At 72.8% G+C, this 25,166-nt stretch carries 32 protein-coding genes; 18 read left to right on the top strand and 14 right to left on the bottom strand.

Translation table 11 applies throughout. From position 1 onward, the window contains the following. Nucleotides 1-13: 13 nt before the first annotated feature. The 4 genes from AB0G01_RS30920 to AB0G01_RS30905 all read left to right on the top strand — a co-directional run bounded on the left by AB0G01_RS30920 (nt 14) and on the right by AB0G01_RS30905 (nt 3,433). Complete coding sequence (locus AB0G01_RS30920) at nt 14-601, top strand: DUF3558 domain-containing protein (RefSeq protein ID WP_360952849.1); 588 nt, start codon at nt 14-16, stop codon at nt 599-601. A 117-nt stretch (nt 602-718) separates the two neighbouring features. Beyond that, nucleotides 719-1,102 carry a transcriptional regulator gene (locus AB0G01_RS30915; RefSeq protein WP_360952846.1) on the top strand — a complete coding sequence of 128 codons (384 nt, stop codon included), beginning with the start codon at nt 719-721 and terminating at the stop codon, nt 1,100-1,102. Nucleotides 1,103-1,138: 36 nt separating this feature from the next. Continuing rightward, nucleotides 1,139-2,500 (top strand): PPE domain-containing protein, encoded by a 1,362-nt coding sequence (locus AB0G01_RS30910; protein WP_360952843.1) that lies wholly within the window; start codon nt 1,139-1,141, stop codon nt 2,498-2,500. Nucleotides 2,501-2,626: 126 nt separating this feature from the next. Beyond that, complete coding sequence (locus AB0G01_RS30905) at nt 2,627-3,433, top strand: ESX secretion-associated protein EspG (RefSeq protein WP_360952840.1); 807 nt, start codon at nt 2,627-2,629, stop codon at nt 3,431-3,433. A 130-nt stretch (nt 3,434-3,563) separates the two neighbouring features. Here AB0G01_RS30905 and AB0G01_RS30900 read toward each other — a convergent pair whose 3' ends face one another. Further along, nucleotides 3,564-4,028 (bottom strand): hypothetical protein, encoded by a 465-nt coding sequence (locus AB0G01_RS30900; RefSeq protein ID WP_360952837.1) that lies wholly within the window; start codon nt 4,026-4,028, stop codon nt 3,564-3,566. Nucleotides 4,029-4,328: 300 nt separating this feature from the next. On the opposite strand from AB0G01_RS30900, the gene AB0G01_RS30895 reads away from it, so the two are divergent. Both AB0G01_RS30895 and AB0G01_RS30890 read left to right on the top strand, forming a co-directional pair. Next, on the top strand, nt 4,329-4,721 hold the full coding sequence (locus AB0G01_RS30895; protein WP_360952834.1) for a sterol carrier family protein: 393 nt from the start codon (nt 4,329-4,331) through the stop codon (nt 4,719-4,721). Between the two features lie 111 nt (nt 4,722-4,832). Next, nucleotides 4,833-5,171, top strand: a complete 339-nt coding sequence (locus AB0G01_RS30890) for a hypothetical protein (RefSeq protein ID WP_360952831.1) — start codon at nt 4,833-4,835, stop codon at nt 5,169-5,171. A gap of 13 nt (nt 5,172-5,184) precedes the next feature. Here AB0G01_RS30890 and AB0G01_RS30885 read toward each other — a convergent pair whose 3' ends face one another. Together AB0G01_RS30885 and AB0G01_RS30880 are read right to left on the bottom strand one after the other, a co-directional pair. Then, complete coding sequence (locus AB0G01_RS30885; protein ID WP_360952828.1) at nt 5,185-7,170, bottom strand: alpha/beta hydrolase; 1,986 nt, start codon at nt 7,168-7,170, stop codon at nt 5,185-5,187. Then, complete coding sequence (locus AB0G01_RS30880; protein WP_360952825.1) at nt 7,167-7,472, bottom strand: hypothetical protein; 306 nt, start codon at nt 7,470-7,472, stop codon at nt 7,167-7,169. Before AB0G01_RS30880 ends, AB0G01_RS30885 begins: the two co-directional genes overlap by 4 nt. Nucleotides 7,473-7,603: 131 nt before the next feature. Here AB0G01_RS30880 and AB0G01_RS30875 point away from each other — a divergent pair, with 131 nt between their 5' ends. The 3 genes from AB0G01_RS30875 (at nt 7,604) to purM (ending at nt 11,058) form a co-directional block, all read left to right on the top strand. Beyond that, nucleotides 7,604-8,335, top strand: a complete 732-nt coding sequence (locus AB0G01_RS30875; RefSeq protein ID WP_360952822.1) for a maleylpyruvate isomerase N-terminal domain-containing protein — start codon at nt 7,604-7,606, stop codon at nt 8,333-8,335. A 106-nt stretch (nt 8,336-8,441) separates the two neighbouring features. Continuing rightward, nucleotides 8,442-9,965: an amidophosphoribosyltransferase gene (gene purF / locus AB0G01_RS30870; RefSeq protein ID WP_360952819.1), complete on the top strand. Its 1,524-nt coding sequence runs from the start codon at nt 8,442-8,444 to the stop codon at nt 9,963-9,965. A 34-nt stretch (nt 9,966-9,999) separates the two neighbouring features. Next, entirely contained in the window at nt 10,000-11,058 is a 1,059-nt protein-coding gene (gene purM / locus AB0G01_RS30865) for a phosphoribosylformylglycinamidine cyclo-ligase (protein WP_360952816.1), read from the top strand. A gap of 124 nt (nt 11,059-11,182) precedes the next feature. On the opposite strand, the gene AB0G01_RS30860 is transcribed toward purM, so the two are convergent. Then, entirely contained in the window at nt 11,183-11,359 is a 177-nt protein-coding gene (locus AB0G01_RS30860; RefSeq protein WP_360952813.1) for a hypothetical protein, read from the bottom strand. Between the two features lie 74 nt (nt 11,360-11,433). Between AB0G01_RS30860 and AB0G01_RS30855 the strand changes: the two genes are divergently transcribed. The 6 genes from AB0G01_RS30855 to arfB all read left to right on the top strand — a co-directional run bounded on the left by AB0G01_RS30855 (nt 11,434) and on the right by arfB (nt 14,212). Then, nucleotides 11,434-11,856 carry a Scr1 family TA system antitoxin-like transcriptional regulator gene (locus AB0G01_RS30855; RefSeq protein WP_360952810.1) on the top strand — a complete coding sequence of 141 codons (423 nt, stop codon included), beginning with the start codon at nt 11,434-11,436 and terminating at the stop codon, nt 11,854-11,856. Continuing rightward, the gene (locus AB0G01_RS30850) at nt 11,853-12,038 is read left to right on the top strand and encodes a DUF397 domain-containing protein (RefSeq protein ID WP_360952807.1); all 186 of its coding nucleotides are present in this window, start codon (nt 11,853-11,855) and stop codon (nt 12,036-12,038) included. Before AB0G01_RS30855 ends, AB0G01_RS30850 begins: the two co-directional genes overlap by 4 nt. A gap of 24 nt (nt 12,039-12,062) precedes the next feature. Continuing rightward, entirely contained in the window at nt 12,063-12,314 is a 252-nt protein-coding gene (locus tag AB0G01_RS30845; RefSeq protein WP_360952804.1) for a DUF397 domain-containing protein, read from the top strand. A gap of 194 nt (nt 12,315-12,508) precedes the next feature. After that, the gene (locus tag AB0G01_RS30840) at nt 12,509-13,003 is read left to right on the top strand and encodes a SigE family RNA polymerase sigma factor (protein ID WP_360952801.1); all 495 of its coding nucleotides are present in this window, start codon (nt 12,509-12,511) and stop codon (nt 13,001-13,003) included. Beyond that, complete coding sequence (locus AB0G01_RS30835) at nt 13,000-13,773, top strand: hypothetical protein (RefSeq protein ID WP_360952798.1); 774 nt, start codon at nt 13,000-13,002, stop codon at nt 13,771-13,773. Before AB0G01_RS30840 ends, AB0G01_RS30835 begins: the two co-directional genes overlap by 4 nt. A gap of 10 nt (nt 13,774-13,783) precedes the next feature. Beyond that, complete coding sequence (gene arfB / locus AB0G01_RS30830; RefSeq protein ID WP_360952795.1) at nt 13,784-14,212, top strand: alternative ribosome rescue aminoacyl-tRNA hydrolase ArfB; 429 nt, start codon at nt 13,784-13,786, stop codon at nt 14,210-14,212. A gap of 66 nt (nt 14,213-14,278) precedes the next feature. On the opposite strand, the gene AB0G01_RS30825 is transcribed toward arfB, so the two are convergent. After that, the gene (locus AB0G01_RS30825; RefSeq protein ID WP_360952792.1) at nt 14,279-14,872 is read right to left on the bottom strand and encodes a TetR/AcrR family transcriptional regulator; all 594 of its coding nucleotides are present in this window, start codon (nt 14,870-14,872) and stop codon (nt 14,279-14,281) included. Nucleotides 14,873-14,960: 88 nt separating this feature from the next. On the opposite strand from AB0G01_RS30825, the gene AB0G01_RS30820 reads away from it, so the two are divergent. Continuing rightward, nucleotides 14,961-15,689 carry an SDR family oxidoreductase gene (locus AB0G01_RS30820; protein WP_360952789.1) on the top strand — a complete coding sequence of 243 codons (729 nt, stop codon included), beginning with the start codon at nt 14,961-14,963 and terminating at the stop codon, nt 15,687-15,689. 48 nt (nt 15,690-15,737) lie between these two features. Here AB0G01_RS30820 and AB0G01_RS30815 read toward each other — a convergent pair whose 3' ends face one another. The 3 genes from AB0G01_RS30815 to AB0G01_RS30805 form a co-directional block, all read right to left on the bottom strand. Then, nucleotides 15,738-16,127, bottom strand: a complete 390-nt coding sequence (locus tag AB0G01_RS30815) for a hypothetical protein (RefSeq protein WP_360952786.1) — start codon at nt 16,125-16,127, stop codon at nt 15,738-15,740. Nucleotides 16,128-16,138: 11 nt separating this feature from the next. After that, complete coding sequence (locus AB0G01_RS30810) at nt 16,139-16,876, bottom strand: hypothetical protein (RefSeq protein ID WP_360952783.1); 738 nt, start codon at nt 16,874-16,876, stop codon at nt 16,139-16,141. Nucleotides 16,877-16,989: 113 nt separating this feature from the next. After that, a complete protein-coding gene (locus tag AB0G01_RS30805) occupies nt 16,990-17,676 on the bottom strand; it encodes a Crp/Fnr family transcriptional regulator (RefSeq protein WP_360952780.1) in 687 nt (228 codons plus the stop codon). Nucleotides 17,677-18,023: 347 nt separating this feature from the next. Here AB0G01_RS30805 and AB0G01_RS30800 point away from each other — a divergent pair, with 347 nt between their 5' ends. Then, on the top strand, nt 18,024-19,088 hold the full coding sequence (locus tag AB0G01_RS30800; RefSeq protein ID WP_360952777.1) for an NADH:flavin oxidoreductase/NADH oxidase: 1,065 nt from the start codon (nt 18,024-18,026) through the stop codon (nt 19,086-19,088). Nucleotides 19,089-19,156: 68 nt separating this feature from the next. Here the strand turns inward: AB0G01_RS30800 and AB0G01_RS30795 are convergent, their stop codons facing one another. Next, nucleotides 19,157-19,348 (bottom strand): DUF3073 domain-containing protein, encoded by a 192-nt coding sequence (locus AB0G01_RS30795; RefSeq protein ID WP_360952774.1) that lies wholly within the window; start codon nt 19,346-19,348, stop codon nt 19,157-19,159. Nucleotides 19,349-19,510: 162 nt separating this feature from the next. Between AB0G01_RS30795 and AB0G01_RS30790 the strand changes: the two genes are divergently transcribed. Then, nucleotides 19,511-20,392 (top strand): hypothetical protein, encoded by an 882-nt coding sequence (locus AB0G01_RS30790; RefSeq protein WP_360952771.1) that lies wholly within the window; start codon nt 19,511-19,513, stop codon nt 20,390-20,392. 194 nt (nt 20,393-20,586) lie between these two features. Here AB0G01_RS30790 and AB0G01_RS30785 read toward each other — a convergent pair whose 3' ends face one another. The 5 genes from AB0G01_RS30785 to AB0G01_RS30765 all read right to left on the bottom strand — a co-directional run bounded on the left by AB0G01_RS30785 (nt 20,587) and on the right by AB0G01_RS30765 (nt 25,142). Then, nucleotides 20,587-21,747, bottom strand: a complete 1,161-nt coding sequence (locus tag AB0G01_RS30785; RefSeq protein WP_360952768.1) for an MFS transporter — start codon at nt 21,745-21,747, stop codon at nt 20,587-20,589. 401 nt (nt 21,748-22,148) lie between these two features. After that, nucleotides 22,149-22,730 (bottom strand): aerial mycelium formation protein, encoded by a 582-nt coding sequence (locus AB0G01_RS30780; RefSeq protein ID WP_360952765.1) that lies wholly within the window; start codon nt 22,728-22,730, stop codon nt 22,149-22,151. Between the two features lie 60 nt (nt 22,731-22,790). Further along, the gene (locus AB0G01_RS30775; RefSeq protein WP_360952762.1) at nt 22,791-23,636 is read right to left on the bottom strand and encodes a 3-keto-5-aminohexanoate cleavage protein; all 846 of its coding nucleotides are present in this window, start codon (nt 23,634-23,636) and stop codon (nt 22,791-22,793) included. Nucleotides 23,637-23,673: 37 nt separating this feature from the next. Further along, the gene (locus AB0G01_RS30770; protein WP_360952759.1) at nt 23,674-24,765 is read right to left on the bottom strand and encodes a glycine cleavage T C-terminal barrel domain-containing protein; all 1,092 of its coding nucleotides are present in this window, start codon (nt 24,763-24,765) and stop codon (nt 23,674-23,676) included. Further along, nucleotides 24,762-25,142 carry a transcriptional repressor gene (locus AB0G01_RS30765; protein ID WP_360953040.1) on the bottom strand — a complete coding sequence of 127 codons (381 nt, stop codon included), beginning with the start codon at nt 25,140-25,142 and terminating at the stop codon, nt 24,762-24,764. Before AB0G01_RS30765 ends, AB0G01_RS30770 begins: the two co-directional genes overlap by 4 nt. Nucleotides 25,143-25,166 lie beyond the last annotated feature (24 nt).

The raw sequence follows: 25,166 nt of genomic DNA, 5'->3' as shown, positions 1-25,166 counted from the left end.
ATACGTTGACCGCATGCGCCGTGCCGTGCCGATCTTCGCCGCCGTGCTCGTCCTGACCGCGTGCTCGCAGACCACGACCGGCTCGCCGAGCGGGACCGACAGCGGTGCGCCCCGGACCACGACCACGACGGCGGACACGCCGGGGTCGAGCACCCGGGAGCCGGCGAAGCGGCCCAAGACCATCACCGTGCGCGACGTCGACCCGTGCACCCTGCTCACCGAGGCCCAGCGGACCCAGTTCGGCACCGACCAGCCGCCGAGGCCGGGCAAGGTGCCCGGGTTCGACTGGGCGACCTGCCACCACAACCGGGCCGACGGGAAGTACCTGGTCGGGATCACCGCGGTCGGCACCGAGGGCATCGAGTTCTACACCGGCAGCGCCGACGCCGACAAGGCGGAGAAGATGGAGGTCGCGGGCTTCCCCGCGGTGCTCGTCAAGGAGCCCGGCAAGCTGCCGAAGTGCACCGTCGCGGTCGACGTCTCCGACGGCCAGATGGTCGACGCGAGCGTGAGCAGCTTCGGCGACACCCCGGTCGAGGAGCTCTGCCGGCTGGTCCCGCAGGTCGCGGGGGCCGTCGTGGCGAACCTCCTGGCCAAGTGAGACGCGGGGAACTGCTCCCTTTGCCCCGGGAACCGGGTACCCGGTTCGTGCATCAGAGCTAGAGTCGTCCCGATCGCACACGCACGGGCAGCGGTGCAGGACCGAGGAGGGTGTGTCGTGTTCATCGCGGATGGTGGTGGTGGGGGCTCCACGCCGCCGGACTACAGCGGGAAGCCGCAGAAGCTCAGCGTCGACCCCACGGCGATCCCGGAGGCCCGGCAGGTCTTCCAGGACGCGTTGAACCGGCTGGAACCGGAGATCGACAACGCGATGTCCGCGGTCCGCGCGCGGTCCTGGGCCGGCGACCCGGTCAGCAGGGAGACCGCGCAGGCGTTCAACCGGGACACCTTCGAGACGGGCGACGCGGCGGCGCTCAACGCCATTCTCGCCTACCGCGACCAGCTCCGGGGCTGCGTGGACCAGTTGACCGCGATCGAGGCGGACTACCGCCGGGTCGAGGGCGACAACGTCGCGGCCTGGGGCCGCATCGACAACGACTGACCTTGACCGACCACGCACCCGAGGGGGGCGAGCACGATGGGTGACCACCGCTGGCGCGGGTATGCCCACCCCGATCTGCACCGCATGATCAACGAGGGGCCCGGCGTCGCCGCCTCCCGTCCTGTCGAGGACGGCTGGAAGGGCCTTTCCGACGCGTTGGCCGAGGTCGACGAGTCGATCCACACCGCGTTGGGCAGGCTCGGCGCGAAGTGGGAGGGCTCCACCGCCGAGGAGACCCAGACCGCGCTGTCGCCGCTGGGCTGGTGGGCGGGCGACGCCAAGCAGGGCTCGGACACGATGAAGACCTCCGCCCAGTTGCAGGGCGACTACATCGCCGACGCCCGCAAGTCGATGCCCGAGCCGGTCCCGGTGACCACCGAGGCACCGTCCACGGGCGAGAAGATCCTGGGCGCGCTGACCGGCCCGGTCGGCATGATGCACGTCATCAAGCAGCAGAACGACCACGAGGCCCAGGAAGCGGCGCAGGACAACGCCGAGGCCAAGGCCGTCGAGGTGATGAACACCTACCAGTCCAACAGCGAGTGGAACAGCGGCACGCTCGGCGAGTTCGTGCCGCCGCCGCAGGTGGTCATCGACACCCCGCCGCCGGGCGGTGCGGGCAGCTACAACCAGAGCAGCGCCAACTACACCAGCCCGCAGCAGGCGTGGACCCCGCCGGGCGAGAGCGGCACGACGAGGACGAGCTGGGCCCAGCCCACCGCGCCCCCGTCCGTGTCCCAGCCTCCGGTGTTCCCGCCTCCGGTGACCCAGCCGCCCGTGTCGCCCCCGCCGACCTTCGTCCCGCCGGGTGGCAACACGCACACGTCGTGGGCACCGCCCACGGCCCCGCCCCCGCCGCCGGTCGTGCCGCCGGTCGGTCCCACCCCGCCCCCGCAGGGCACCTACCCGCCCGGTGGCGGCGGCTGGCAGCCCCCGCCAACCGGTCCGGTGCCCCCGAGGGGACCGGGCGGTCCCGGTGGTCCGCGTCCGAACCTGCCCCCGAACACCCGGCTGCCCGGTGGTCCTGGCGGCCCCGGTGGTCCCGGTGCGGGCCGGGGCTTCGTGCCCGGCCCCGGTGGCCAGGGCGTCCCGGGCGGTCAGGGCGTACCCGGTGGTCAGGGCGTCCCCGGCGGCACGCCGAGCAGCAACGCCCCGGGTCGCGGCGGCATGTCGGGCGTCGGCGGCTTCGGTCCCGGTGCCGGCGGCCCCGGCGGTCCCGGTGCCCAGGGCGGACGCCCCGGCGGCGCGCCCGGCGGTGCCGGCGGCCACGGTGCCCGTCCCGGTGAGGGCGAGGACGACGTCGAGCACAAGGTGGCCGACTACCTGGTCGAGACCGACGACGTGTTCGGTGACGACCGCCTGGTGGCCCCGCCGGTGATCGGCGAGGGCCCGCAGTAGGTTCGACGGCGAGTCCGACTTCTCGGTGTCCAGGCCAGGTTCCCCGCGGGGAACCTGGCCTGGACCGGCGATGAGGCCCCGTCGTCGGGGCGGGGCCCGTGACGCGGGCAGGACCTGGAGCGCGCAGTGACCCATTTCGGGGGGCAGGCCGAGAGGGAACCGATCACCCTTTCCGGCGAGGAGTTCGACGTCCTGTGGGAGCGCCTGGACCTGGGCCCCGCGCCGTTGGTGATCAAGGTCCCGTCGCCCGGTCGGACGCACCGGGACCGGGCCGAGCTCGAACGCCGGGTGTGGCACAACATCGGCGCGCGGGGGCTGGGCGGCCCCACCGGGCTGCACCCGGAGCTCGACTACCTGCTCAAGCTCTTCTTCCGGCCGGAGCGCGAGGTGGACGGCCGGGTCTGGGTGGGCCGGAGCGTCCGGGTGCTGGGCGTGGCGAACGGCGACCACGGTGCCCTCGCCACCCTGGAGGAGAACCGGCTCACGTTCCGGCGGGCGGCGGGCAGCGGCCTGCCGTCGGCGGTCCTGGGCACCCTGCCGGCCCACCCGGCGGGCAACGGGCACTCGGTCACCATGCCCAGCGCGGACCTGGAAGCGGCGGTGCGGAACTCGGACGGCTCCCCGAAGAGCCTGGAAGCGTCGCTGCGCGACCGGGGCGTGCGGCAGGAGGACGCGACGACCCTGGTGAAGATGTTCACCGGCCTGGTGCACACGGGGAACTTCGGCGCGGCGGCCCGGGACAAGTACGGGAAGCGCTGCCGCCCGGACCGCGTGGTGGCGTTCTTCGACACCGAGGACGGCCGGTACCTCCAGCAGCGCCGGGCGTCGGCTGGCAACGTCCCGTGGAGCACCTTCACCCCGACGGACGCCCGCCGGCTCACCCACCAGGTGGAGGAACTGCTGGCCGAGGCGGTCCGCTCGGCGCGGATCTGACGCGGGCCCCCGCCACGGCGGGGGCCCGGGTGTCACGGCAACGAAACCTCTGGTGGAACGACGCTCCGACGACGCGGTTCCACCAGGGGTTCCGCCGTTCCCGCGACAAGGCGCTCAACGCACCTCCGGCTCAGTTGTGGAAGACGCGCGCGGCCCATTCCGCGACCCAGCGCCCATCACCGAAACGGAGGTCGGCGGTGCACCTGTAGGTGTCGCCGTCGCACCTCAACGCGGTCACGTCAACGGGGTCCTGCACCATCATCCGGTCGTGGAAGACCTCGGCGTCCCACTGCGCCACCCAGCGGCCGTCGCCGAAGCGGAGGTTCGCGGTGCACTTGTAGGTGTCGCCGTCGCAGCGCAGGCGGGTGACGGCGACGGGGTTCTTCAGAGCCAACCGGTCGTGGTAGACGTCGGTGTCCCACTGGGCGACCCAATCCCCGTCGCCGAAGCGGAGGTTCGCGGTGCACGTGTAGGTGTCGCCGTCACACTTCAGCGCGGTCACGTCGACGGGATCAGCGCTCGCGGCGGAAGCGGAGCCGAGCACGAGGGATGCGGTGATCGCGACGAGAGCGCTGAACCTTTTCATCGAGTTCATGCCTTCGATCCTGACTCCTGGCGCGTCCACGACAAGCCCCTTCACCACACCGTGCACCCCGTCCAACCCCTCGGGGCACGAGGTACCGCCGGGCGTTCGACGGCCAGTCACCCCGTCACCCGACCGACCACCCCCAAGTCGCGCGCCTCCCGCCGGGACGGGAGGTCCCACCCGGCACAGCAGTCCCGGCAGTCCCACCTGGCACAGCGGTCACAGCCGTGGTTCCACCGCACCCATCGTCCACAGTGGACATCCCACGGGCCGCGCCGGCGGTGATCACCGGGCGGTTAACCTGACCGGATGCCGCCGAAACCGGTAGACCCCCACGAGCTCCGGGCCGCTGTCGCCGAGGTGCTGCCCTGGCTGGCGGGCACCGCCGACCAGCCGCCGCGACCGACCCTGGCGGCGGCGGTCCGGCTGAGCCTGCGCACCCTGGAGGGGGCCGCGCCGGGCCGCAGCGTCGAGGTGCGGGTGCCCCCGTTCGCGGCCGTCCAGTGCGTCGCCGGTCCCCGGCACACCCGGGGCACCCCGCCGAACGTCGTGGAAGCCGACCCCCGCACGTGGCTGGAACTGGCCACCGGCCGCCTCGCCTGGGTGACCGCCCTGGCCGAGGGCCGGGTCACCGCCTCCGGCAGCCGGGCCGACCTCTCCGCCCACCTGCCGGTCCTGCGCTTCGAGGAGCCCGCACCGTGAAGCTCGTGGCGGCGGCCCTGGTCCTCGCGGGCTGCGGGGACCAAGGCCGGTCGGGCACGACGTGTCCCGAACGCCCGTCCCGCCCGCCGCGAGCCGGCTAAGCTCGGCCCGGTGAAGGCGCTGAAGACGAGTGTCGCGGTCCTCGCGGTCGGGTTCCTGCTCGCGGGCTGCGGCAGCGACTGGACCGGAGACGTGCGGTTCACGATCACCCGGATCGCGCCGGCCCGGGAGAGCATGGGCGAGGTCAAGCAGCCCTTCGTGGTGCTGGAGCTCGACCAGGAGCAGCCCGACGGCATCCCGGAGATCACCACCGAGGGCGCGGACCTCGACCAGTTCCCGGACGGCGTTGAGGTCGGCGACGCGGTGGTCTGCGCGGTGCGCCGGTCCGACGACAACGGCCTCGACGGCGTCGAGGCGAAGCAGACCGTCGGTCCCTGCCGCCGACCCTGAGCCCGGTCCGGGCTCAGAACCAGGACCCGACCGTCCGGTCCCACAGGCCGCCCACGCCCTCGACCGCGTCCCGGCCGAGCTCGACCGCGTCGCCGACGCCGTCGACCACCACGTCGACCGCGTCGCTGACGACCTCCTTGCCGGTGTCGAGCAGCTCGGTCCCGGCGGCCGACCAGTTGCCCTGGACCGCCTCGCGACCGGCGTCCCACAGGCCGCCCCCGAGGTCGCCGACCAGGTCCGCGGCACCCGCCGCGGTGCTCCCGAGGCTGTCGACCACCGGTCCGACGACCGGGACGTGCGACCCGGGCAGCGACGGCCCGAGCGGGGAGTCGTACCACCTCTGGTCGGTCACCGAGCCGCCGTCGCCGTTGGCGATCCGGGCCAGGTTCCCGATCGACTCGGAGCCCTTGTCGTAGTATGCGGTGTGGGCCTCGTGGATCATCGCCGAATCGGAGGTGCCGAACACCCTGGCCCCGAACCGGTCGTCGTACGGGCCGATCGACGAGCCGTCCCGGGTGAACCAGTCGGAACTCGTGCCCTGCACCACCGGGTCGTGCTCGGTCGCGCCCGCGTACACGTGACCGGGGCCGACGGAGAGCTGGTCGGCGTTCGACGCGCCCACGCCGGGCGAGCCGATGAACGCGATGTCGTCGGCGGCCAGGCCGTTCATGCCCGCGTAGCCGACCGTCGTGGAGCCGTAGGAGTGGCCGATCACCGTCAGGTGCTGGCCGGGCGCGCCCGCCGCGCGGTAGCCGTCGACGTCGGCCACCAGGTTCGTGCCGCCCTCCCGCGCCTGCGCGGGGCTGTCGACCTCGCCGGGGGACCAGCCGGGCGCGTCGTAGCCGAGCCACTGGATGGTCGCGCTGCCCTCGGCACCCATCGCCTCGCGCAGGTTGCCCGCCTGGCCGACGGAGAAGCCGTCCAGGGTCGACCCGGTGCCGGGCACGCAGACCGCGAGGTTCGCGGCGGTGTCCGGGTTGCCGTAGGCGATGGCGGTCGCGCCGTCGCCGCGCGCACCGTACGGGTCCCACGCCATGATCCGGACGTCCGGCTCGCCCCGGTCGTTGAGCCAGCCGTTCTTCTGCGCCAGCGCCTCGGCCTCGGCGATGCTCTTCTCGACCTTCGCCGCGTTGTCGGCCCTGGTCGCGGCTTCCTGCCGCCCCTCGGCCAGCGCCGCGTACTCCGGGTCGTTCAGCAGCTTCGTGAGGTCGCCCGACTTGTCCGGGTCCAACCCCAGTTCCCGCGCGCGGGCGGCCATGTCCGCCTCGAACCGGTCGCGCTGCGCGCCGTAGCGCTGCCGGTCGTCCGCGATGCGCAGCCGGTTCGCCTGGTCCAGCACGCCGGACGGGAGCCCGCGCAACTGCCCCAGCTCCTGGAACCGGCTGCGCAGCAGCTCGTCCTGCTGGTCCTTGGTCAGCGACTTCCACCACGCCGCGACCTGCCTCGGGTCCGCGCCCGGTCCCGGCACGGTCGCCGACGTGCGCAGGTGCTGGACCGCGGTCGTCCAGCCGGCGTCCTTGCCCGCGGTCTCCTCGAACCCGGGCCGGACCCTGGTCAGCGCCGACGCGTAGGAGCGCAGCACGTTCTCGTACCCGCTCTTGACGTTGGTGAGCTGCTCGTTCACCCGGTTCGCCAGGTCGCGGGTCTGCGCCTCGTCCAGCGCCGGGGACCGGCCGCGCCAGAAGTCGATCAGCCGGTCGGCGCTGCCGCGCATCTGGGCGTACGCCCGCGAGGCCGCCCGCACGACGTCCACGCCCACGCCCAGCCGCTCGCCCGCGACGACCGCCGACCGGCTGGACAGGTCGGCCCGCGCGGAGAACCTCTCCGCCGAACCGCCGCGCCAGGTCGACGTCGCCGTGCTGCCGGCCGAGGTCACCGCGTCGCCCGCCCGGCCCACCGCGCTCAGCGCGCCGCTGATCGGGTCGGCCGCGGCGGCGACCCGCCCCGCGTCGCCGGACGCCAGCCGGCCGTAGAGCTCCTCGGGGTCGACGTAGCTCACGCGAGACCACCTTCCAGGCCGCGGAACGACGCGGTCGAATCGTCGTCGGCGCGCTGGTACGCCTCGGCGTTCTCGGTCAGGCCGTCGCCGGCGTCGCGGTACCAGGCGGCACCCCGGCGCAGGTCGTCGGACTGCTCGCCGGCCCACCTGGCCACCGCGTCGACGAACTCGGCGGCGGCGGGAACCTGACCGAGGGCGTCCGCGTCAAGCCTGAGCATGGAGATCAGTTCCGCGCCGTCACCGGCCGCGTCCGCGCCGTCGTGGAACTCCTTCGACGCCGCGCGCAACGTTTCTGGTCGCACACCGAACACGGTTCCCCACCCTTCGTGCCGCTGACCCTGCACGGTGCGACGCACCGGGATCAGGCCCGGTTCCCCCCATCCCCACCCCGAACTACGGCACCATGACCGGGCAGACCCGAGGAGGCAGCAGCGTGGCCGGAGGTTGGACCACCCCGCGGTGGACCGAGAAGTTCACCGAGCAGGCGGCGATGTTCCGCGCGGCGGTCGGCGAGGCCGACCCGGCGGCGAAGGTGCCGAGCTGCCCCGGCTGGACGTTCACCGAACTGGCCCGGCACGTCGGCCGGTTCCTCCAGACGTCGCTGGAGTACCTGCGCAGCGGCAGCACGGTTCGGCTGACCCTGCCGCCGCCCCCCGTCGGCGTGGCACCGCTGGAATACCTGGACGCCCAGCTCGCGCTCGCCGCCGAGGTGCTGCCCGCCGTGCCGGGCAACCGGCCCGCGTGGACGTTCTCGCCGGCCTCGCCCGACCTCGCGTGGGTGTGGCACCGCCGCCTCGCGCACGAACTCGACCTGCGGCGCTGGGACGCCCAGGCCGCCCTGCGCGTACTCGTCGACGGTGACGCGGACTTCGCCGTGGACGGCATCGAGGAGTCCCTGGGCACGCTGGTCGCCGCGAAGTACGCCGCCGACGTGCCGCCGACCGTGCGGGGCACCGCGCTGGTCCAGCTCACCGACGTGCCCGAGGCGTGGGTGGTGACCCTGGAGCCGGGCCTCGCGCCGGGGCTGCGGGCCGCGTGGCCGGGCGAGGAGACCGATCTCCGGATCACCGGCGAAGCGCAGATCGTCCACTACGGCCTGTGGGGGCGGTTGCCGTTGAAGACAGCGGGTGACCAGAACGTGCTCAGCGTGCTCAGGTTGGACTAGTCGGGGTGCGTTATGTCACTCCCGCCGGGGCCTGATGGGGGTGGTTCACCCTCCATTCGCCTTACACTCGGTGGCGCAGCCCGACTTCGTCGCTAGGGAGCACTCGGTGGTCACCGACCTGTCAGCAACCGGCCGATCCGACACCGATGAGCGGGAACCCCGGGAGGAATGCGGGGTCTTCGGGGTGTGGGCACCCGGGGAAGAGGTCGCCAAGCTCGCCTACTACGGCCTGTACGCGTTGCAGCACCGAGGCCAGGAGGCCGCCGGCATCTCCGTCGGCGACGGCAGCCAGGTGGTGGTCTTCAAGGACCTCGGCCTGGTCAGCCAGGTGTTCGACGAGCAGGTCCTGCTCAGCCTGCGCGGCCACGTCGCGGTCGGGCACTGCCGCTACTCCACCACCGGGTCCACGACCTGGGAGAACGCGCAGCCGACGTTCCGCACCACGGCCACCGGCTCCGGCCTGTCGCTGGGCCACAACGGCAACCTGGTGAACACCGCCGAGCTCCAGGCGCGCGCCCGTGAACTGGGCGTGGACACCCGGCACGGCGCGACCACCGACTCCGACCTGGTGTGCGGGCTGCTCGCGGTGACCGCCGCCGACATCGGCATCGAGCAGGCCGCGCTGGAGCTGCTGCCCACGCTGCGCGGCGCGTTCTGCCTCACCTTCTCCGACGAGTCCACGCTGTACGCGGCCCGCGACCCGCAGGGCGTCCGCCCGCTGGTGCTGGGCCGGCTGGAGCGCGGCTGGGTGGTGGCCAGCGAGACGGCCGCGCTGGACATCGTCGGCGCGTCGTTCGTCCGCGAGGTCGAGCCGGGCGAGCTGATCGCGATCGACGAGAACGGCCTGCGGTCCAGCCGGTTCGCCAACCCCGAGCCCAAGGGCTGCATCTTCGAGTACGTCTACCTGGCCCGCCCGGACACCACGATCGCCGGTCGCGGCGTGCACGCCACGCGGGTCGAGATCGGCCGCCGACTGGCGCACGAGCACCCGGTGGAAGCCGACCTGGTGATCCCGGTGCCCGAGTCCGGCACGCCCGCCGCGATCGGGTACGCGCAGGCCAGCGGCATCCCCTACGGGTCCGGCCTGGTGAAGAACGCCTACGTGGGCCGGACGTTCATCCAGCCGTCGCAGACCATCCGGCAGCTCGGCATCCGGCTCAAGCTCAACCCGCTGCGGGACGTGATCCGCGGCAAGCGGCTGGTCGTGGTGGACGACTCCATCGTGCGCGGCAACACCCAGCGCGCCCTGGTCCGGATGCTGCGCGAGGCCGGCGCGCTCCAGGTGCACGTCCGGATCGCGTCCCCGCCGGTCAAGTGGCCGTGCTTCTACGGCATCGACTTCGCCTCGCGCGCCGAGCTCATCGCGAACGGCCTGGACAACGACGGCATCCGCCGGTCGATCGGGTCGGACTCGCTGGGGTACGTGTCGCTGGAGCAGCTCATCGCCGCCACCGAGCAGCCGAAGACCCGGCTGTGCTCGGCGTGCTTCGACGGCGAGTACCCCATCCCGCTGCCCGAGGACGCGCTCATCGGCAAGCACCTGCTGGAGGGCATCCGGGGTGTCGCGGGCTCGGCCACTCCCGTCCTGGCCAACGGGTACGGTGCCGAGGACGCTCTACAACGGCCCTGAAACGGATGCCCGCAGAACAATGGAAGCCAGTGACGTGACCGATACCGCGAAGGCCACCTACGCCGCCGCCGGAGTAAGCATCAGCGCGGGTGACGAGGCGGTGGAGAAGCTCAAGCCCTGGGCGGCCAAGGCGCAGCGCCCGGAGGTGCTCGGCGGCATCGGCGGCTTCGCGGGCCTGTTCCGGCTGCGCCTGGACCGCTGGAAGGAGCCGGTGCTCGCGGCCTCGACCGATGGCGTGGGCACCAAGATCGCGGTCGCCCAGGCCCTCGACAAGCACGACACGATCGGCATCGACCTGGTCGCGATGGTGGTGGACGACCTGGTGGTGTGCGGCGCGGAGCCGCTCTTCATGCAGGACTACATCGCCATCGGCCGGGTCGTCCCGGACAAGGTCGCCGCGCTGGTCAAGGGCATCTCCGAGGGCTGCGTGCTGGCCGGCTGCGCCCTGCTGGGCGGTGAGACCGCCGAGCACCCCGGCCTGATGGGCGACGACGACTACGACATCTCCGGCACCGGCGTGGGCGTCGTGGAAGCCGCCGCGATGCTCGGGCCGGACCGGGTGCGCGACGGCGACGTGGTGATCGCCATGGGCGCGTCCGGCCTGCACTCGAACGGGTACTCTCTGGCCCGCCACGTGCTGCTGGACATCAACCGGATGCCGCTGTCGGGTCACGTGGAGGAGTTCGGCCGCACCCTCGGCGAGGAGCTGCTGGAGCCGACCCGGATCTACGCCAAGGACTGCCTGGCGCTCGCCGCCGAAGCCGAGGTGCGCACGTTCGCGCACGTCACCGGTGGCGGCCTGGCGGCGAACCTGGCCCGCGTGCTGCCCCGGGGCCTGCACGCCCGGCTGGACCGCGGCACGTGGTCGCCGGCCCCGGTGTTCGCCCTGATCGCCCAGCGCGGCCGGGTCGAGCGCGACGAGATGGAGAAGACCTTCAACATGGGCATCGGCATGGTGGCCGTGGTCTCGCCCGAGGACGTGGACCGCTCGCTGGCCGTGCTGACCGCCCGCCACGTGCCCGCCTGGGTACTCGGCGACGTCGGCCGCGCGCACGAGACGACCTCGCTGGTGGGCGACCACCCGAGGTTCTGAGCTTCACGTGATGTGGACGCGGCCGGGGTTCGCCCCGGCCGCGTCCGGCGTCTCCGCGCACGTGCGGCGGTCCCGCGAGCGCCCCGCCGCCGTTCATCCCCGGCCGCGCGGTCGGCGACGTCGATCAGTTCGAACGCGCGCCGCGCGGCGCTCTGCGCCTGGTGGGGGTCCGCGCCCCGGCTTCCGACCGTTCCAGCACGATCTCCACCTCGTCGCCGAGCGCGAGGTGTAGTCGGCCGCCGGTGGAGCCCCGCAGCACGACCGGCACGTCCTCAGCCAACGTCAGGCCCACGGTCGTCACGACCCTCGGCTCGTCGTCGCTGGGGAGTGCTGTCCACGACGCCGACCGCCATCCGGTGTTATTTCGCGTTCGAGTTGAAGCGGCTGCGCGAGGCCGCCGGTCTGCACCAAGGCGATGCCGCGAAGCGGATCGACACCACGAAGAGCCGGGTGGGGCACTTCGAGACCGGTCGCAACCTGCCGAACCTGCCGCCGGGCTTCGATAATGCCGCAACTACGCGGGTACTCACCCAGCACCCCAACATGATCGTGCGGGTGTTGCCCTACGCGGTGGGCGCGCACGCGTCGCTGCACGGTTCCTTCACGTTGCTGGAGTTCCCGATCGACCGCGACCCCGGAATCGTCTATCTGGAGGATCGCGGCGGCGGTCGGTACCGGGACGATACGGAGGACATCGACGAGTACTCGGGCGTGGCGGACCGACTCCTGGAGTCGGCGCTGTCGGAGCTCAGGTCGTTGTCGCTGATCGATTCCATTCGGAAGGAGCTGGCAACGTGAGTGAGCCTGGAGTTTGGCGGAAGTCGACCAGGTCTGCGGGCAGCGGCCAATGCGTCGAAGTGGCCCGGTCGGCTGCACCTGTCGTCGGTGTGCGGGATTCGAAGGCACCGCACGCGGGGCATCTGTTGGTGCCCGGCAGGTCCTTCGCCGCGTTCCTCGACGTGCTCAAGGTGAACGCCTGACCGTTCTGCGTTCTCCCCGGTACCGTGCCGGTCCTCTCGCGGTGCCGGGAGAACACATCGACTCGATTCCATCCGGAAGGAGCCGGCAACGTGAGTGAGCCTGGAGTTTGGCGGAAGTCGACCAGGTCTGCGGGCAGCGGTGACTGTGTGGAGGTGGCCCGGTCCGCTGCACCGGTTGTCGGTGTGCGGGACTCAAAGGCCCCGCACGCGGGGCATCTGTTGGTGCCTGGCAGGTCCTTCACCGCGTTCCTCGACGTGCTCAAGGTGAACGCCTGACCGTTCGCAGCGGAGTGCGCTTTCCCCGGCACCGTGCCGGCCCTCTCGCGGTGCCAGGGGAACACATCGGCCGTGGGTCCGGGTTCGCGACGACCGCGAAAGCGGTCACGACCTGCGGTCTCGGCTGAAATTCTCCGCACGGGCAACCTCCTGCGGCCCTCGGCGCGTATCAAGCGGCGACTGAGGGAGGGCGAGTGGAGCGCGATCGCGAGTTCGGCGAGTTCGTGGACGCCCGCGCGCTGGTGCTGCGGCGGACCGCGTACCTGTTGTGCGGGGACTGGCACCGCGCCGAGGACCTGGTGCAGACCGCGCTGACCAAGCTGTACGTGGCGTGGCCGCGCGTGCGGCGGGACGGCTCGGTGGACGCCTACGCGCGGAAGATCCTGGTCCGGGCCGCCGTGGACGACTCGCGGCGGGGCTTCCGGCGGCGGGAGACGGTCGTGGAGTCCTTGCCGGAGACCTCGGTGCCCGGCGACGCGCCCGCCGATTTCGACGTGCGGGCCGCGTTGGCCGCGCTGCCGCCGGGACAGCGGGCCGTCGTGGTGCTCCGGTACTGGGAGGACCTCGGGGTCGCCGAGACCGCCCGCCTCCTCGGTCGGACCGAGGGAACTGTGAAGAGCCAGGCGGCGAAGGGCCTCGCCGCGCTCCGGCGGCTGCTCGGCCGCCACGTATTCGAGGAGCAGACGTGACCGACATCAGGCAGACGCTCGAAGCCGCGTTCGACGACGAGCCACCGTTGAGCCTCGACCTCGCCGCGATCAGGAGGACCGGCCGCCGCCGGGTCGCGGTCCGCCGCTCGCTGACCACCGTGGCCGCGCTCGCCACCGTGACGGCGGTGTGCGTCCCGGCCGTGCTCGGCTCCAGCGGGGGCGGGCAGGCGGGCGGGCCGCCCCCGCGCGCGGTGGTGACCGGCCCGGCCGTCGTGCTGTCGCCGTCCAACCCGCCGACCGCCGGTTCGTGGACCTGGTCCGCGTCGCCGTCGCCGTCGACCCCGCCCAGGCCGCCCAGCGCGGGGCGCGCCGCCGAGTTGACGGCGATGCTGGCGAAGTCGGACGTGCTGCCGAACGTCCCGGTCGCGGGTGTGCCCGGGAACCCCGGTGGCCCGTGGGAGTTCGTGGTCGTCCCGAACGGGTACCGGGCGGTGGCCGCGCCGACCGACCGGCCCGGGAGGCAGGTGCTGGTGACCCTGGAGGTCCGGGGGTTCGGGTGCCCGGAGCCGGTGCCCGCCGACACGCAGTGCGTGGTGCGGATGACCGCGAACGGCGGCGCGCTCGTGGTGCTGGACTACCGGCACGAGCGGACCCGGGTGCTGACGGTGTCCGCCCAGGCGTCCGACGGCACGCTGTTCTCGGCGAGCGCGGTCGACTCCGACCACCGGGCCGACGGCACCGGTCCGGGCGCTCGGCTGGGGTACGAGGAGCTGGCAAAGATCGCGACTTTGCCGGGGGTCTCGTTCTAACCTGTCCGGTGTGGCCGAGGATTTGATCGTGACGCGGACGCTGGTGGTGCCGGCGGCCGAGTTGAGCGAGCGGTTCTCCCGGTCGTCGGGTCCCGGTGGGCAGGGCGTGAACACCGCCGACAGCCGGGTCGAGCTCTCGTTCGACCTGGCCGCCTCGTCCGCCGTGCCCGAGTGGCTGCGCCGGCGGATGGTCGGGCGGCTGGAGAACCGGTTGGTGGACGGCGTCCTGACGGTCGCCGCGAGCGAGCACCGCGCGCAGTTGCAGAACCGCGCGGCGGCCCGGGAGCGGATGGCCCGGCTGCTGCGCGACGCCGCCGCCGCGCCGCCGCCCGTCCGGCGGGCGACGAAGCCGACGAAGGGGTCGCAGGAGCGGCGGATCGCGGAGAAGAAGCGGCGCGCGCGGACCAAGCAGGGTCGCGGCGGCGGCGGCTGGGACTGATCGGCCGGCACCCCGGGGGAACCGCCGTCCCCGCCCGAGCGGGGTCGGCCGCTCGCACGGCGGTGGTCAGCGGATCGTCCCACCGGGTGAGGGGCGGTTCTCCGCGCCGGGGTCCGGGAAGAGCCCGTCGACCAGGCCGTCCAGCCCGGCCTTGAGCGTCGCGCCGGCCAGGCGGCGGTGCGCGACCAGGTTCGCGGCCAGCGGGCCCAGCAGCGCGTCCGCGGTGAAAGCGGCGTCCAGGCCCGGCCGTGCCCGGCCCACCAGCACGGCCAAGTGCCGGTGGTACACCTCGTACGCGCCGCCGAACCGGGCCAGTGGCCCGGCGGTCTCGGCCATCAGCAGCAGGTCGAGCTGCGCCAGCGTGCGATCGGTGAGGGCGTGCAGGAACGCGCGGATGCAGTCGACGGCCGGCGCGCCCGGACCCAGCGGCGGCGGGCCGGTGAGGAACGTGTGCTGGAAATCGCGCTCCGAGTCGTCGATCAGCGCGTGCGCGAGCCCCGAGCGGTCGCCGAAGCGGCGGTACAGGGTGCCCACGCCGACGCCGGACGCCGCCGCGACCTCGGCCATGCCGAGACCCGCGATCCCGCGCGCGGCCACGATGTCCGCCGCCACGGCCAGGATCTTCGCCCGGTTCCGGGCGGCATCGGCCCGCTCGCTCACCCGGACACCCTAGACCGCCGTAGACAAGCGGAACCAGTTCCGCTTAGGCTCCGAAACGGAACTGGTTCCGATTTGTGGGGAGATCAGGATGGGTCAGCTCGACGGCAGGACCGCGCTGGTGACCGGGGGCAGCCGGGGGATCGGGGCGGCCATCGCCACCCGGCTGGCGCGGGACGGCGCGAACGTCGCCATCACCTACGCGCACGCGGAGGACCGGGCGCGGGCCGTGGTGGACACGCTGGGCAACGCCGTGGCGATCCGCGCGGAGGCCACCGACAACGCCGCCCTGCGCGCCGCCGTCGCCCGGACCGCAGAGGTGTTCGGCGGCCTCGACATCCTGGTCAACAACGCGGGCATCGCGGTCTGGGGGCCGTTCGAGGAGACGTCCGACGACGACGTGGACCGGCTGCTCGCGGTGCACGCCCGCGCGGCCTTCGTGCTGGCCAAGGCCGCGTCGCCGCACCTGCCGGCCGGCGGCCGGATCATCACCGTCGGCAGCAGCCTGGCCGAACGGGTGCCCACGCCCGGCTGGGCCGCGTACTCGATGAGCAAGGCCGCGCTGGTCGGCCTCACCAAGGGCCTGGCCCGCGACCTCGGCCCGCGCGGCATCACGGTGAACCTCGTCCACCCCGGCTCCACCGACACCGAGATGAACCCGGCGGACGGGCCGGACGCGGCCGGCGAGCGCGCCTTCACCGCGCTGGACCGCTACTGCGACCCGGAGGACGTGGCGGCGCTGGTCGCGCACCTCGCCGGACCCGGCGGGCGCAACGTGACCGGGGCGTCGTTCCTGGTCGACGCGGGGACAGCGGCTTAGGCGGCGCATCTGCCGCTGCTCGACGCGGCCGTGGTGTGCCGCGACCCGCTACCCGTGGGCGGCCGGCCAACCGCCCGGCAGGACCCCGGTGTGCTGCACGACGCCGCTCTCTCCCGCCACCCGGGGCAGGGCGGGGCTCACCGCGTTCAGCACGGCGCGCAGCGGGTCGGCGGCCTCCGGGTGCTGCCAGAGCATGGTGTGGATCGACCCGCGCCACTCCGTGGTGAACTCGGCGCGCGCCAGCTCCAGCCGCACGGCCGGCGCGCCGACCACCCGGACGCGGGCCTCGTCCAGGCGGGCGCTGACGAACTCGGCCAGCGTCGGCGCGAGGACCGCCGCCACCCCGGCCCGCAGGTCGACCCACAGGTCCGTGTCGACCGCCTTGGCCAGCGCGCCGGCTACCGCGCCGGCGAGCACGCGGAGTGGTTCCTCGCGCACCTCACGTCCTCTCATCGGGTCGGGTCGGCCGCCCCGCCCTTGCGGGAGGCCGGCACGCTCGCGTCCCGGCCGGCCTGGACCACCGTCGAACCGCCGCTCGCCACGGCGTGCTGGTGCACCGCCGGTGCCCGCTCGGCGGCCGGCGGGCCGGCCAGGTCCAGCCGGTGGACGTCCCCGTTCGGAATCCACATCCAACCGTGGCCGTGGAAGGTCTTCTCCTCCACCTCCACCCGGCGGAAGTCCGCCGGGCTCAGCGTGGTGTGCCCGGCCCGCACCAACGAGGAGTACACGATCTCGGAGAGCACCACGACGAGGTCCGCGTCCGGGAACTCCTCCAGCGCGAGGTGCGCCGGTGCGCTGTTGAGCAGGCGCGAGACCAGCACGGAGTCCTGGCCGGGGAATCCGTTCGCGCCTTCCTCGACCACGCCGTGGTGGATGGCGAGCCGCATCCGGGCGCGTGCCTCCGGCACCCGGTAGCGGTTCGCCGACGACAGCTCCGCGTTCAGCCCGCGCACGTAGCTGTCGACGACGACGTGCTCCGGGGTGTCCGGGGGCAGCACCGCCCACTCCTCGTCGCCCTTCGCCTGGCGGTGCCACGTGGACCGGTCCAGGCCGGCCGTCGCGCCCGCCCGGTCCAGGCAGCGGACCAGCAGCTCTTGCAGTTCCCGCTGGAGCTGGTCGTCCGCCGCGCCGTAGCGCCTCAGGTCGCAGCAGACCAGCAGGCTGCGCCGGAAGGTGGCAGGACTCATCGACTCGCCCTTTCGACGTGGTGCGCGGGTGTGGCCGCGCGCAATCACCGTGCAGTGCAGGGCCACTGTGGAGTACCGCACCGGGGCGAATACCGCAAAACTGCGGACTTGCCTCAGATGCCCGCGAATTTCCGCAGGCTCTCCAGGTCCGGCACCAGCACGTCCCGTCGCAAGTGGCTGACCACCACCCCCGCTTTCCGCAAGTCGCTGAAGGCCTTCTCCGCCGTTCGGGGCTTCATCCCGGCGATGGAGGCCAGTTCCACCTTGGTCAGCGGAATTCCCAGCGTCCAGCCCGCGGCCTCTTCCCGGCCGTAGGTCTGCACCAATTCTGCGAGCACTCGGGCCACCCGTTCGGCGGCGGGGTGGGACAGGAAATCGCGGCGGCGCTGGTTGGCCCAGCGCAGCCGGTCGTTGATCATCCCGATCAATTCCACGAACACGTCGTTGCGCCGGTGCAGGAAGCTCATCAGCTCTCCGCTGGTGATCAGCTTCGCCACCACGTCGCCGCACGTCACGACCGTGGCCGAGCGCGGTTTCTGGTCCAGCGCCGCCATCTCTCCCACCAGGTCGCCCGCGACCCGGATCGCGAGCAGGGCGGTGTCGCCCGTCTCGTCGGTGGTCTGCACCTTCACCACGCCGTCGAGCAGCAGAAGGACGTGAGTGTCTTTCGCGTCCTGCTCGATGACCTCGCGGTCGGCCGCGTACCGCACGACCGTGCCGATGTTCAGCAGTTCTTGTCGGGTGTTGTCGCGGAGGCGACCCAGCAGGCTGTTGCTGGGCCACCCTGGATCCTGTGTCATCGTGGTCGGCATGGGCAGCATGTGGATCCTGTTACTGTCGTGACCGGCGGGAACTCAATTCGAGCCGACCTGCGTCAGGCGGCAAGTGATGGTCTCCCCGAACGTGCTGCGGACAGTACACCCGAATGGGCGTAACTGACCCTGTCTTGTCGAGCGTTTCGCGTCCGACCTCCTATCCAAGATCACGTGCTAATGCACGCGCAATACCGAATCGAATGGAATTGTGCTGCTCGCGTGCGGTGCGACGGTCGTCACGGTGGGAACAACCCGTCTGATCCGGGACCTTGGACCTGTCGAGGTACCCCGAAGGACCCGTTGTCGTGCCGGAACCACCCGAGGAGACGCATGTGAGTGCGCTGTTCAACCCGTTGACCCTCCGCTCGGTCACTCTCCCGAACCGGATCGCGGTCAGTCCCATGTGCCAGTACTCCGCCCGTGACGGTTTCCCCGACGATTGGCACCTCGTCCACCTCGGCGCGCGTGCGCTGGGTGGTGCCGGCCTCGTCCTCGCCGAGGCGACGGCCGTCCAGGCGGTCGGCCGCATCTCGCCGGCCGACACCGGGCTGTGGGACGACGGCCACGTCGAGGCGTGGCGGCCGATCACCCGGTTCATCCGCGACCACGGGTCGGTACCCGGCGTGCAGCTCGCCCACGCGGGGCGCAAGGGCTCGACCCACCCGCCGTTCGACACCGGACGCGGCGGGGTCCCGGACGAGGACGGCGGCTGGACCCCGGTCGCGCCGAGCGCCGAGGCGTTCGTGGCCGACTACCGGGTGCCGGCAGCCCTCGACCGGGCCGGCATCGACCAGGTGGTGGCGGACTTCGCCGCCGCCGCACGCCGGGCGGTCGCGGCCGGCTTCGAGGTCGTCGAGGTCCACGCCGCCCATGGTTACCTCTTGCACCAGTTCCTGTCGCCGTTGAGCAACAAACGAACCGACGGGTACGGCGGTTCCCTGGAGAACCGGACCCGGCTGACCCGCGAGGTGACCTCGGCGGTGCGCGCGGCGGTGGGCGAGGACGTGCCGGTGCTCGTCCGGCTGTCCGCCACCGACTGGGTGGAGGGCGGGTGGACGGAGGAGGACAGCGTCGTGCTGGCGCGCGACCTCGCCGCCCTGGGTGCGGACCTGATCGACGTCTCCACCGGCGGCAACGTGCCCCACGCGGACATCCCCCTCGGGCCCGGCTACCAGGTGCGGTTCGCCGAGACCGTGCGGAGGAAGGCCGACGTGCCCACCGGGGCCGTCGGCTTGATCACCGAGGCCCGGCAGGCTGAGCAGATCGTCGCCGACGGATCGGCCGACCTGGTCCTGCTCGCGCGGGAGCTCCTGCGCGACCCGAACTGGCCGCTGCACGCGGCCAGGGAACTCGGGGCACAGGTCAGTCCGCCGAAGCAGTACGCCAGGGCGTTCTAAGACCCGCATCAGAGGTCGGGCTGCCGGTGCGGAACCGGCAGCCCGACCTCGTCAGCGGGTGTAATGCGTCAGCGACGGTAGTCGTCGTACTCGTCGTCCGAAGAGGCGTCGTCGTAGCGAGGTTCATCGCTACGGCGTACGCCGACGTCGGAATCGCCGGACAGCTCGCGTTGCAAGGCGTCAAAGTCGGTGTTGTGAGAGCTGTATTTGAGCTCCCTCGCCACCTTCGTCTGCTTGGCCTTCGCTCGGCCGCGCCCCATGGCTCGACCCCCTCGCACAGGGACGGGGGCGGCCGGGGGAACGGCGGCCCCACTCGTCTCGACAACTTGTTCCTGGTAACTACCGTACCGTGTCGAAGGGGTTCCTCGCGACGCGGTAGGCGTGACACGTGCCGCCAATCTTCCCCGTGGGAGGATGCGCGCGTGCCTCGACCGTTCGTCGCCTACCTCAGGGTGTACGAACCGCTGTCGGCTCTCGACCCCCCACTGGCCCTCCAGGTGCGAAAAGCTCTGGACAGCGGGGTGCTGAGCCGGGCGGACGCGGCTTCCCGAGAACGGGAGCTGTGGTTGCGATCACAACTGTCCCGACCGCGCCGCCTGCTTCCCGGTGAGCGGTCGGACGGGAGTGTCGCGCCCGACGCCCCCTTCGACGTGATGACCATCAGCCCCGCCGAGGTGCCCGGCGAGGTCGGACCCGGTCCCCTGGTCTGCCCGCTGGACCTCCGGGCCAGGTCGGCGGCGGCGCTGGTCGGGTTCCTGGCGACGTCCGGCGCGCCGTTGCAGGACGAGGCCCTGGCGGTGGAGCCGGAGGAGATCCGGGCGCGGGCGTCGGCCGTGATGGCCGAGCTGACCGGCGGGGCGGTGCACGTGATCTCCACGACGTGGACCGTGCCGCTGCCCTGGTTCGCGCTGGTGGACCCCGAGGCCCGCCGCATCGTGCTGGCCCCCCGCGACGACCCCGAGCGCCAGCTCTCGTGGCGGGTCGCGATGAGCGACGCGCGGCACCGGGTGGCCCGCGCCCGCAAGGTCGTGTCGCAGTCCCTGGGCGACAACGGACCCGCGAAGGTGTTGTCCGACACAGCGCGCTGGCTCGACCACTTCTCGCCGGACTCGGCGGTGGAGCTGGACTACGGCGGCCTCGTCCAGTTGATCGAGGACAAGGACCTGCTGGAGGACTCGTCGGCGCAGGACGTGAACGCGATCGTAGACGCGCTGGAAGAGGGCGACGCCGAAGAGGTCGCCCTCCGGTACGGGCGGCTGCGCGAGTTCTGGGGCGAGCTGGCCCGCCACGAACGTCACGGTTAGGCCGCGACCGCTCCCCGGGAGATCACCGGTCCGTCCGAATCGGACAAACACGGCAACCCGCCGGCGCACGTCGTCGGAGAAGGTCGCAGAGGCGCTCGCGGGTAGCGGGTAGCGGGCAACGGGCGTCGGGCGTCGGCAGGTCGGCCCGGACGACAGGTCGGCCCGGTCGGGCCCGGTCGGTTCGGCCGGGCCGGTCAGGATCGGGTGGGGGTGCGGGCGGGGGGCAGGAGGAGCCTCGCCCCGGCGGCGGCGATGGCGGCCAGCAGGAGCGCCGACGGCCAGCCGGTGGTGGCCGCCAGCCAGCTCGCCACCGGCGGGGTGAGGGTGGCGCTCAGGTAGCTGGCCGTGTTCTGCATCCCGAGGGCGGTACCGCTGCGCCCCGGCGGGGCCAGCTCGGCGGCAGCGGTCAGGGCCAGGCCGTTCCACGCCAGCGCCAGGGCCGCCGTCGCGATCAGGACGGCCGCCAGCACCGGCGTGGGAGCCTGGTCGGTCAGCGCGGCGGTCAGGGTGAAGCCCACGGCGATGGCGACGCTCATGGTCTTCAGCGGCGCGATCCGGTCCCGGGTCCGGTCCGACCACGCCCCGGTACCGAGCCGGCCCAGGCCCCCGAGCACCTGGGACACCGCCAGCAGCGCCGCAGCCGTCCCCACCGCCACCCCTCGGTGCCCGTGCAGCAGTTCGACCATCAGAGCCGCTGCGGTGAACTGGGGCACCACCAGCAACGCGCCGGCCGTGCTGAGGCGGAGCAGCGCGGGGTTCTTCAGGAGCACCCCGCCCCTGGTGTCAGTCGCCCGCGACGCCCACGGAGGTTCCCGGACCAGGACGGCGACCGTGATCGCGACGAACGCCGTCACCGCCGCCAGCGCCAGGAACACGGCGGGCACCCCGGCGTTGATCGCCACCACGGGCAGCACTGCGGCCGTCAGTGCCGCCCCCAGTGGCGTCGCCGTCTGGCGGATGCCCATGGCCAGACCTCGGCGGTCCGCCGGGAACCAGGTCATCACGACGCGACCGCTCGCCGCGTTGATGCTGGCCCCGAACAGGCCCGCTCCGATCAGGGCCAGGCCCGCCACGACCGGGCCGTCCACGGCCGCCATCGCCAGGGACACCGCGGCACCCGCACCACCGATGGTCATCACGAGGCGTTCGCCACGGCGGTCCGCGGCGACACCCCACGGCACCAGGGTGAGCATCGTGCCCAGGTTCACCGCGCCGAGCAGCAGCCCGACCTGGGGCAGTGTCAGGTCGAAGTGCTCGCGCAGTTGCGGGGTGATCGCCGGGAGCCCGAGGAACACCGCCGCGTTCGTCCCCTGTGCCAACGCGCCCACGGCGAGAACCACCCAGCGGTACCCCATGCCTGCACGCTAGGGCGACCGTTCAGGATTTGGGAGGGTCATCCCAACTGTTGGTAAGTCCAGGCTGATCACCTCCCCTTCGGTTCGTCGCTCACTGCCCTTTCGTGAGGTCCATTGTCGAACAGGGGTTCGAGGGGAGGCAAGATCACGATCGAGTGGTGTTGCGAGGCCCGAAGAGAACGCCAGACCGAGGACGAGTGATCAAGCCCCTGGGCGGCGATGCGGAAGGGCGATGCGGCGAGCGCGAGAAAAGGCGCGAAGCGCGAGTACGCGGAGAGAGGGTGAGGGAGAGGAGTGAGTGAGGAGCACCGGGGCGGAGAAAGGGCGGCCGGTGGACGCGTGGGAACGGGAAGCCGAAAGCCGGGGTCGGGAGCGGAGGTCGAACCCCGGCGATCAGCCGGTCATTCCTTCTCGCGGGCCGGGTTCGTCGGCCAGCCGCGTTCCGCCGCCAGCAGTTCGTCCACCGACGCGCTCCCGCTCTGGTACCGGCCCGCGATCTCCGCGTTCAACCGGTCCACCACGACCTGCACCTCACGCCGCCGACCGGAGACCGAGGCCTCCTCGTTCGCGAACGTCCGCAGCGCCAGGTCGAGCTTGTCGTCCGTCAGCGCGCTCACGTCCGACAGGTCCACGTCCGACACCAGCGCCTCGACGTGCCGCCGGTGCGCTTCCGCCCGCGAGGGCTCCTGCGTCTGGTACCGCCCCAGTCCCGTCGCCGGGCCCACCGCGTTCGAGGCGAGGATCGTGGCGAGCTGGTCGACCACCGCCGATCCGCCGTCGGAGCGCCGCGCCTGCTCGGCCCGCACGATGTCGATCCGCGCGTGCAGCAGCCGCCGCAGGTACGACAGGTCGGTCTCCTCCTGGGCCGCTTCGTCGCGCAGCGCGCGCACCTCGGCGAGCGGGAGCCGCTCGACCCCCTCGGCGTAGTCGGGGGCGAGCACCCGGTCGATGCGGCGGCGTCCGCCAGGACGCACCTCGATCACGTACTCATCCTGAGGTAGATCCTGCCCACCCGCCAACACGAACCTGCTTCCAAAGTGGTTTCAAACCTGTACCGGACCACGCACGCCGAGTAGTTCACGCGCCTCGACGGGTGACAGCGGCGGTCGCTGGGCGATCTTCGCCAACCCCGCCGCGCGCGCCACCAGTTGTGCGTTGTCCCGCACCGGCTGCCCCTCCGCGTACGTGGTGGTGTCCTGCATGCCGACCCGCAGGTGCCCGCCCGCGCTCAACGACGCGAGCATCACCGGCAGCGACGTCCGCCCGATCCCGGTCGCCGAGAACGACGCCCCGGCCGGCAGCAGGCGCAGCGCGGCGACCAGCGTCACCACGTCGCCGGGCATGCCTCCCGGCGCGCCCAGCACCAGGCCGACGTGGACCTGCCCGCCCGCCGGCGGGCCGTGCTCGTCGAGCAGCCGGCTCAGCGACGCGAGCCCGCCGAGGTCGCGGACCTCGTACTCCGGCAGGATTCCGCGCTCCCGCATCGCCCGGTGCAGCGCGACGGCGAACTCCCAGCGGTCCGGAAGGCTGTCACCGCCGTCGTCCGCCGCGCCCAGGGGGCAGGTCGCCGAGTCCGGCAGGGCGTCCAGCACGCGCAGCCGGTCCGCCTCCGGGTCGGTCACCGCGCCGGTGGACAACCGGACGATCAGCGAAGTCTGCTCGCGCAACGCGTGCACGGTGTCCCGGACGCGCCCGAGGTCGAGCGTCGGACGGGTGTCGTCACCACGGGTGTGCACGTGCACCACCGAGGCCCCGACCTGCTCGCACACCCGTGCGGTGGCCACCAGCTCCTCCACCGTCACCGGCAGTCGCGGGACGTCGGCCTTGTCGTGCTCGGCCCCGGTCGGGGCGACGGTGAGCAGCGTGCCGTGGGAGCCGGGACGGGACATGCCGTGATCCTGGCACAGAACCCGGCAGGTCCGGAGATCACCGCCCGAGGTTCCGGGCGGCTTCCCGCCCCAGGCCGGGAGTGTCCGGCGGCACCGAATCGGGGTCCACGGACGCCTGCACGACCCGGTCCTCCGCACCGACCAGGAGTTCGGTCTCCACCGGCACCGAGCGCTTGACCAGCGCCAACGCGATCGGGCCGAGCTCGTGGTGCAGCGCGACCGAGCCGACCCGGCCGACCGTCCGCTCCCCGACCACCACCGGGTCGCCGGTCTCCGGCTGGACCTCGCGGGTCCCGTCCAGGTGCAGCAACAACAGCCGTCGCGGCGGCCGGCCCACGTTGTGCACCTTCGAGACCGTCTCCTGGCCCCGGTAGCAGCCCTTGTCCAGGTGCACCGCCGAGCCGATCCAGTTCACCTCGTGCGGGATGGTCTTCTCGTCGGTGTCCACGCCGAGCCGGGGCCGCAGGGACTCCACCCGCAGCGCCTCGAACGCCCAGCTCCCCGCCGGGCGCGCACCCGCGTCGGTCAGCTTCGCCCACCAGTCGGTCAGCGACCCGCGCGGCACGACCAGGTCGACGGCGTCCTTCCCGGGCCACGGCATCCGCCGCGCGAACCCGCCGCCGGGCAGCTCCGCGACACCCAGCCGCTCCGGCAGCGGAACACCCGATGTGGTGAACAGCGCCGGGATCTCCGGCCCGACCACGGTCAGCACGGCCAGCTCGGCGGTCGCGTCCCGCGGCTCGACCTTCGACCAGAACACCATCTTCGCCAGGTAGGACAGCAGCGCGCCCGCCGTCGCGGTCTCCGTGTCCAGGTAGACGACACCGCCGACGTTCGCCACGACCGCGTGGTGCTCGATCCGCCCCTGCACGTCGAGGACCAGCATCTCGCTGCCCCGGTCCTCGCCGAGCGCCTCGAAGTGCTGGCTGGTCAGCGAGTGCAGCCAGGTGAGCCGGTCGTCGCCGGTCACCGCGAGCACGGACCGGTTCGACCGGTCGAACACCGCGACCGACCGGGCCGCCGACCGCTGCTCGGCGAACGGGTCGCCGAAGTGCCAGGGCACGCCCTGGTCCGGGGAGTCGTCGAGCGGCCCGACGGCACCCGGCACGGTCAGCAGGGGTGAGCTCACGAGTTCTCCTTCAGGCAGTCGCGGCAGGTGCCGGACAGCGCGAGGTGGCCGGCATCGAGTTCGAACCCGAATTCACCCCGGAGTGTTCCGCCCAACGGGGACAGCAGATCACACGGCACCTCCGCGACTTGGCCGCACCGGTGGCACACCAGGTGCACGTGCTCGTGCTCGGCCACCGAGTAGTGCGGCGCGCCGTGCCCCAGGTGGGTGTGCCGGACCAGGCCCAGCCGGGCCAGCAGGCCGAGCGTGCGGTAGATCGTCGTGATGTTCACGGTGGGGGCCGTGACCTGCACCCGGCGGCAGATCTGCTCGGGCGTCGCGTGCCTCAACTCGCGCACCGCGTCCAGCACCGACTGGCGCTGCGGCGTCATCCGCATCCCACGATCGTGCAGCGTTTCGCG

The organism is Actinosynnema sp. NPDC023587, from assembly GCF_040640215.1.
In the GTDB taxonomy this organism is placed as follows: Bacteria; Actinomycetota; Actinomycetes; order Mycobacteriales; family Pseudonocardiaceae; genus Actinosynnema.
Note: the sequence above shows the minus strand (reverse complement) of the source record. Positions and strands in the feature narration are given on the sequence as shown.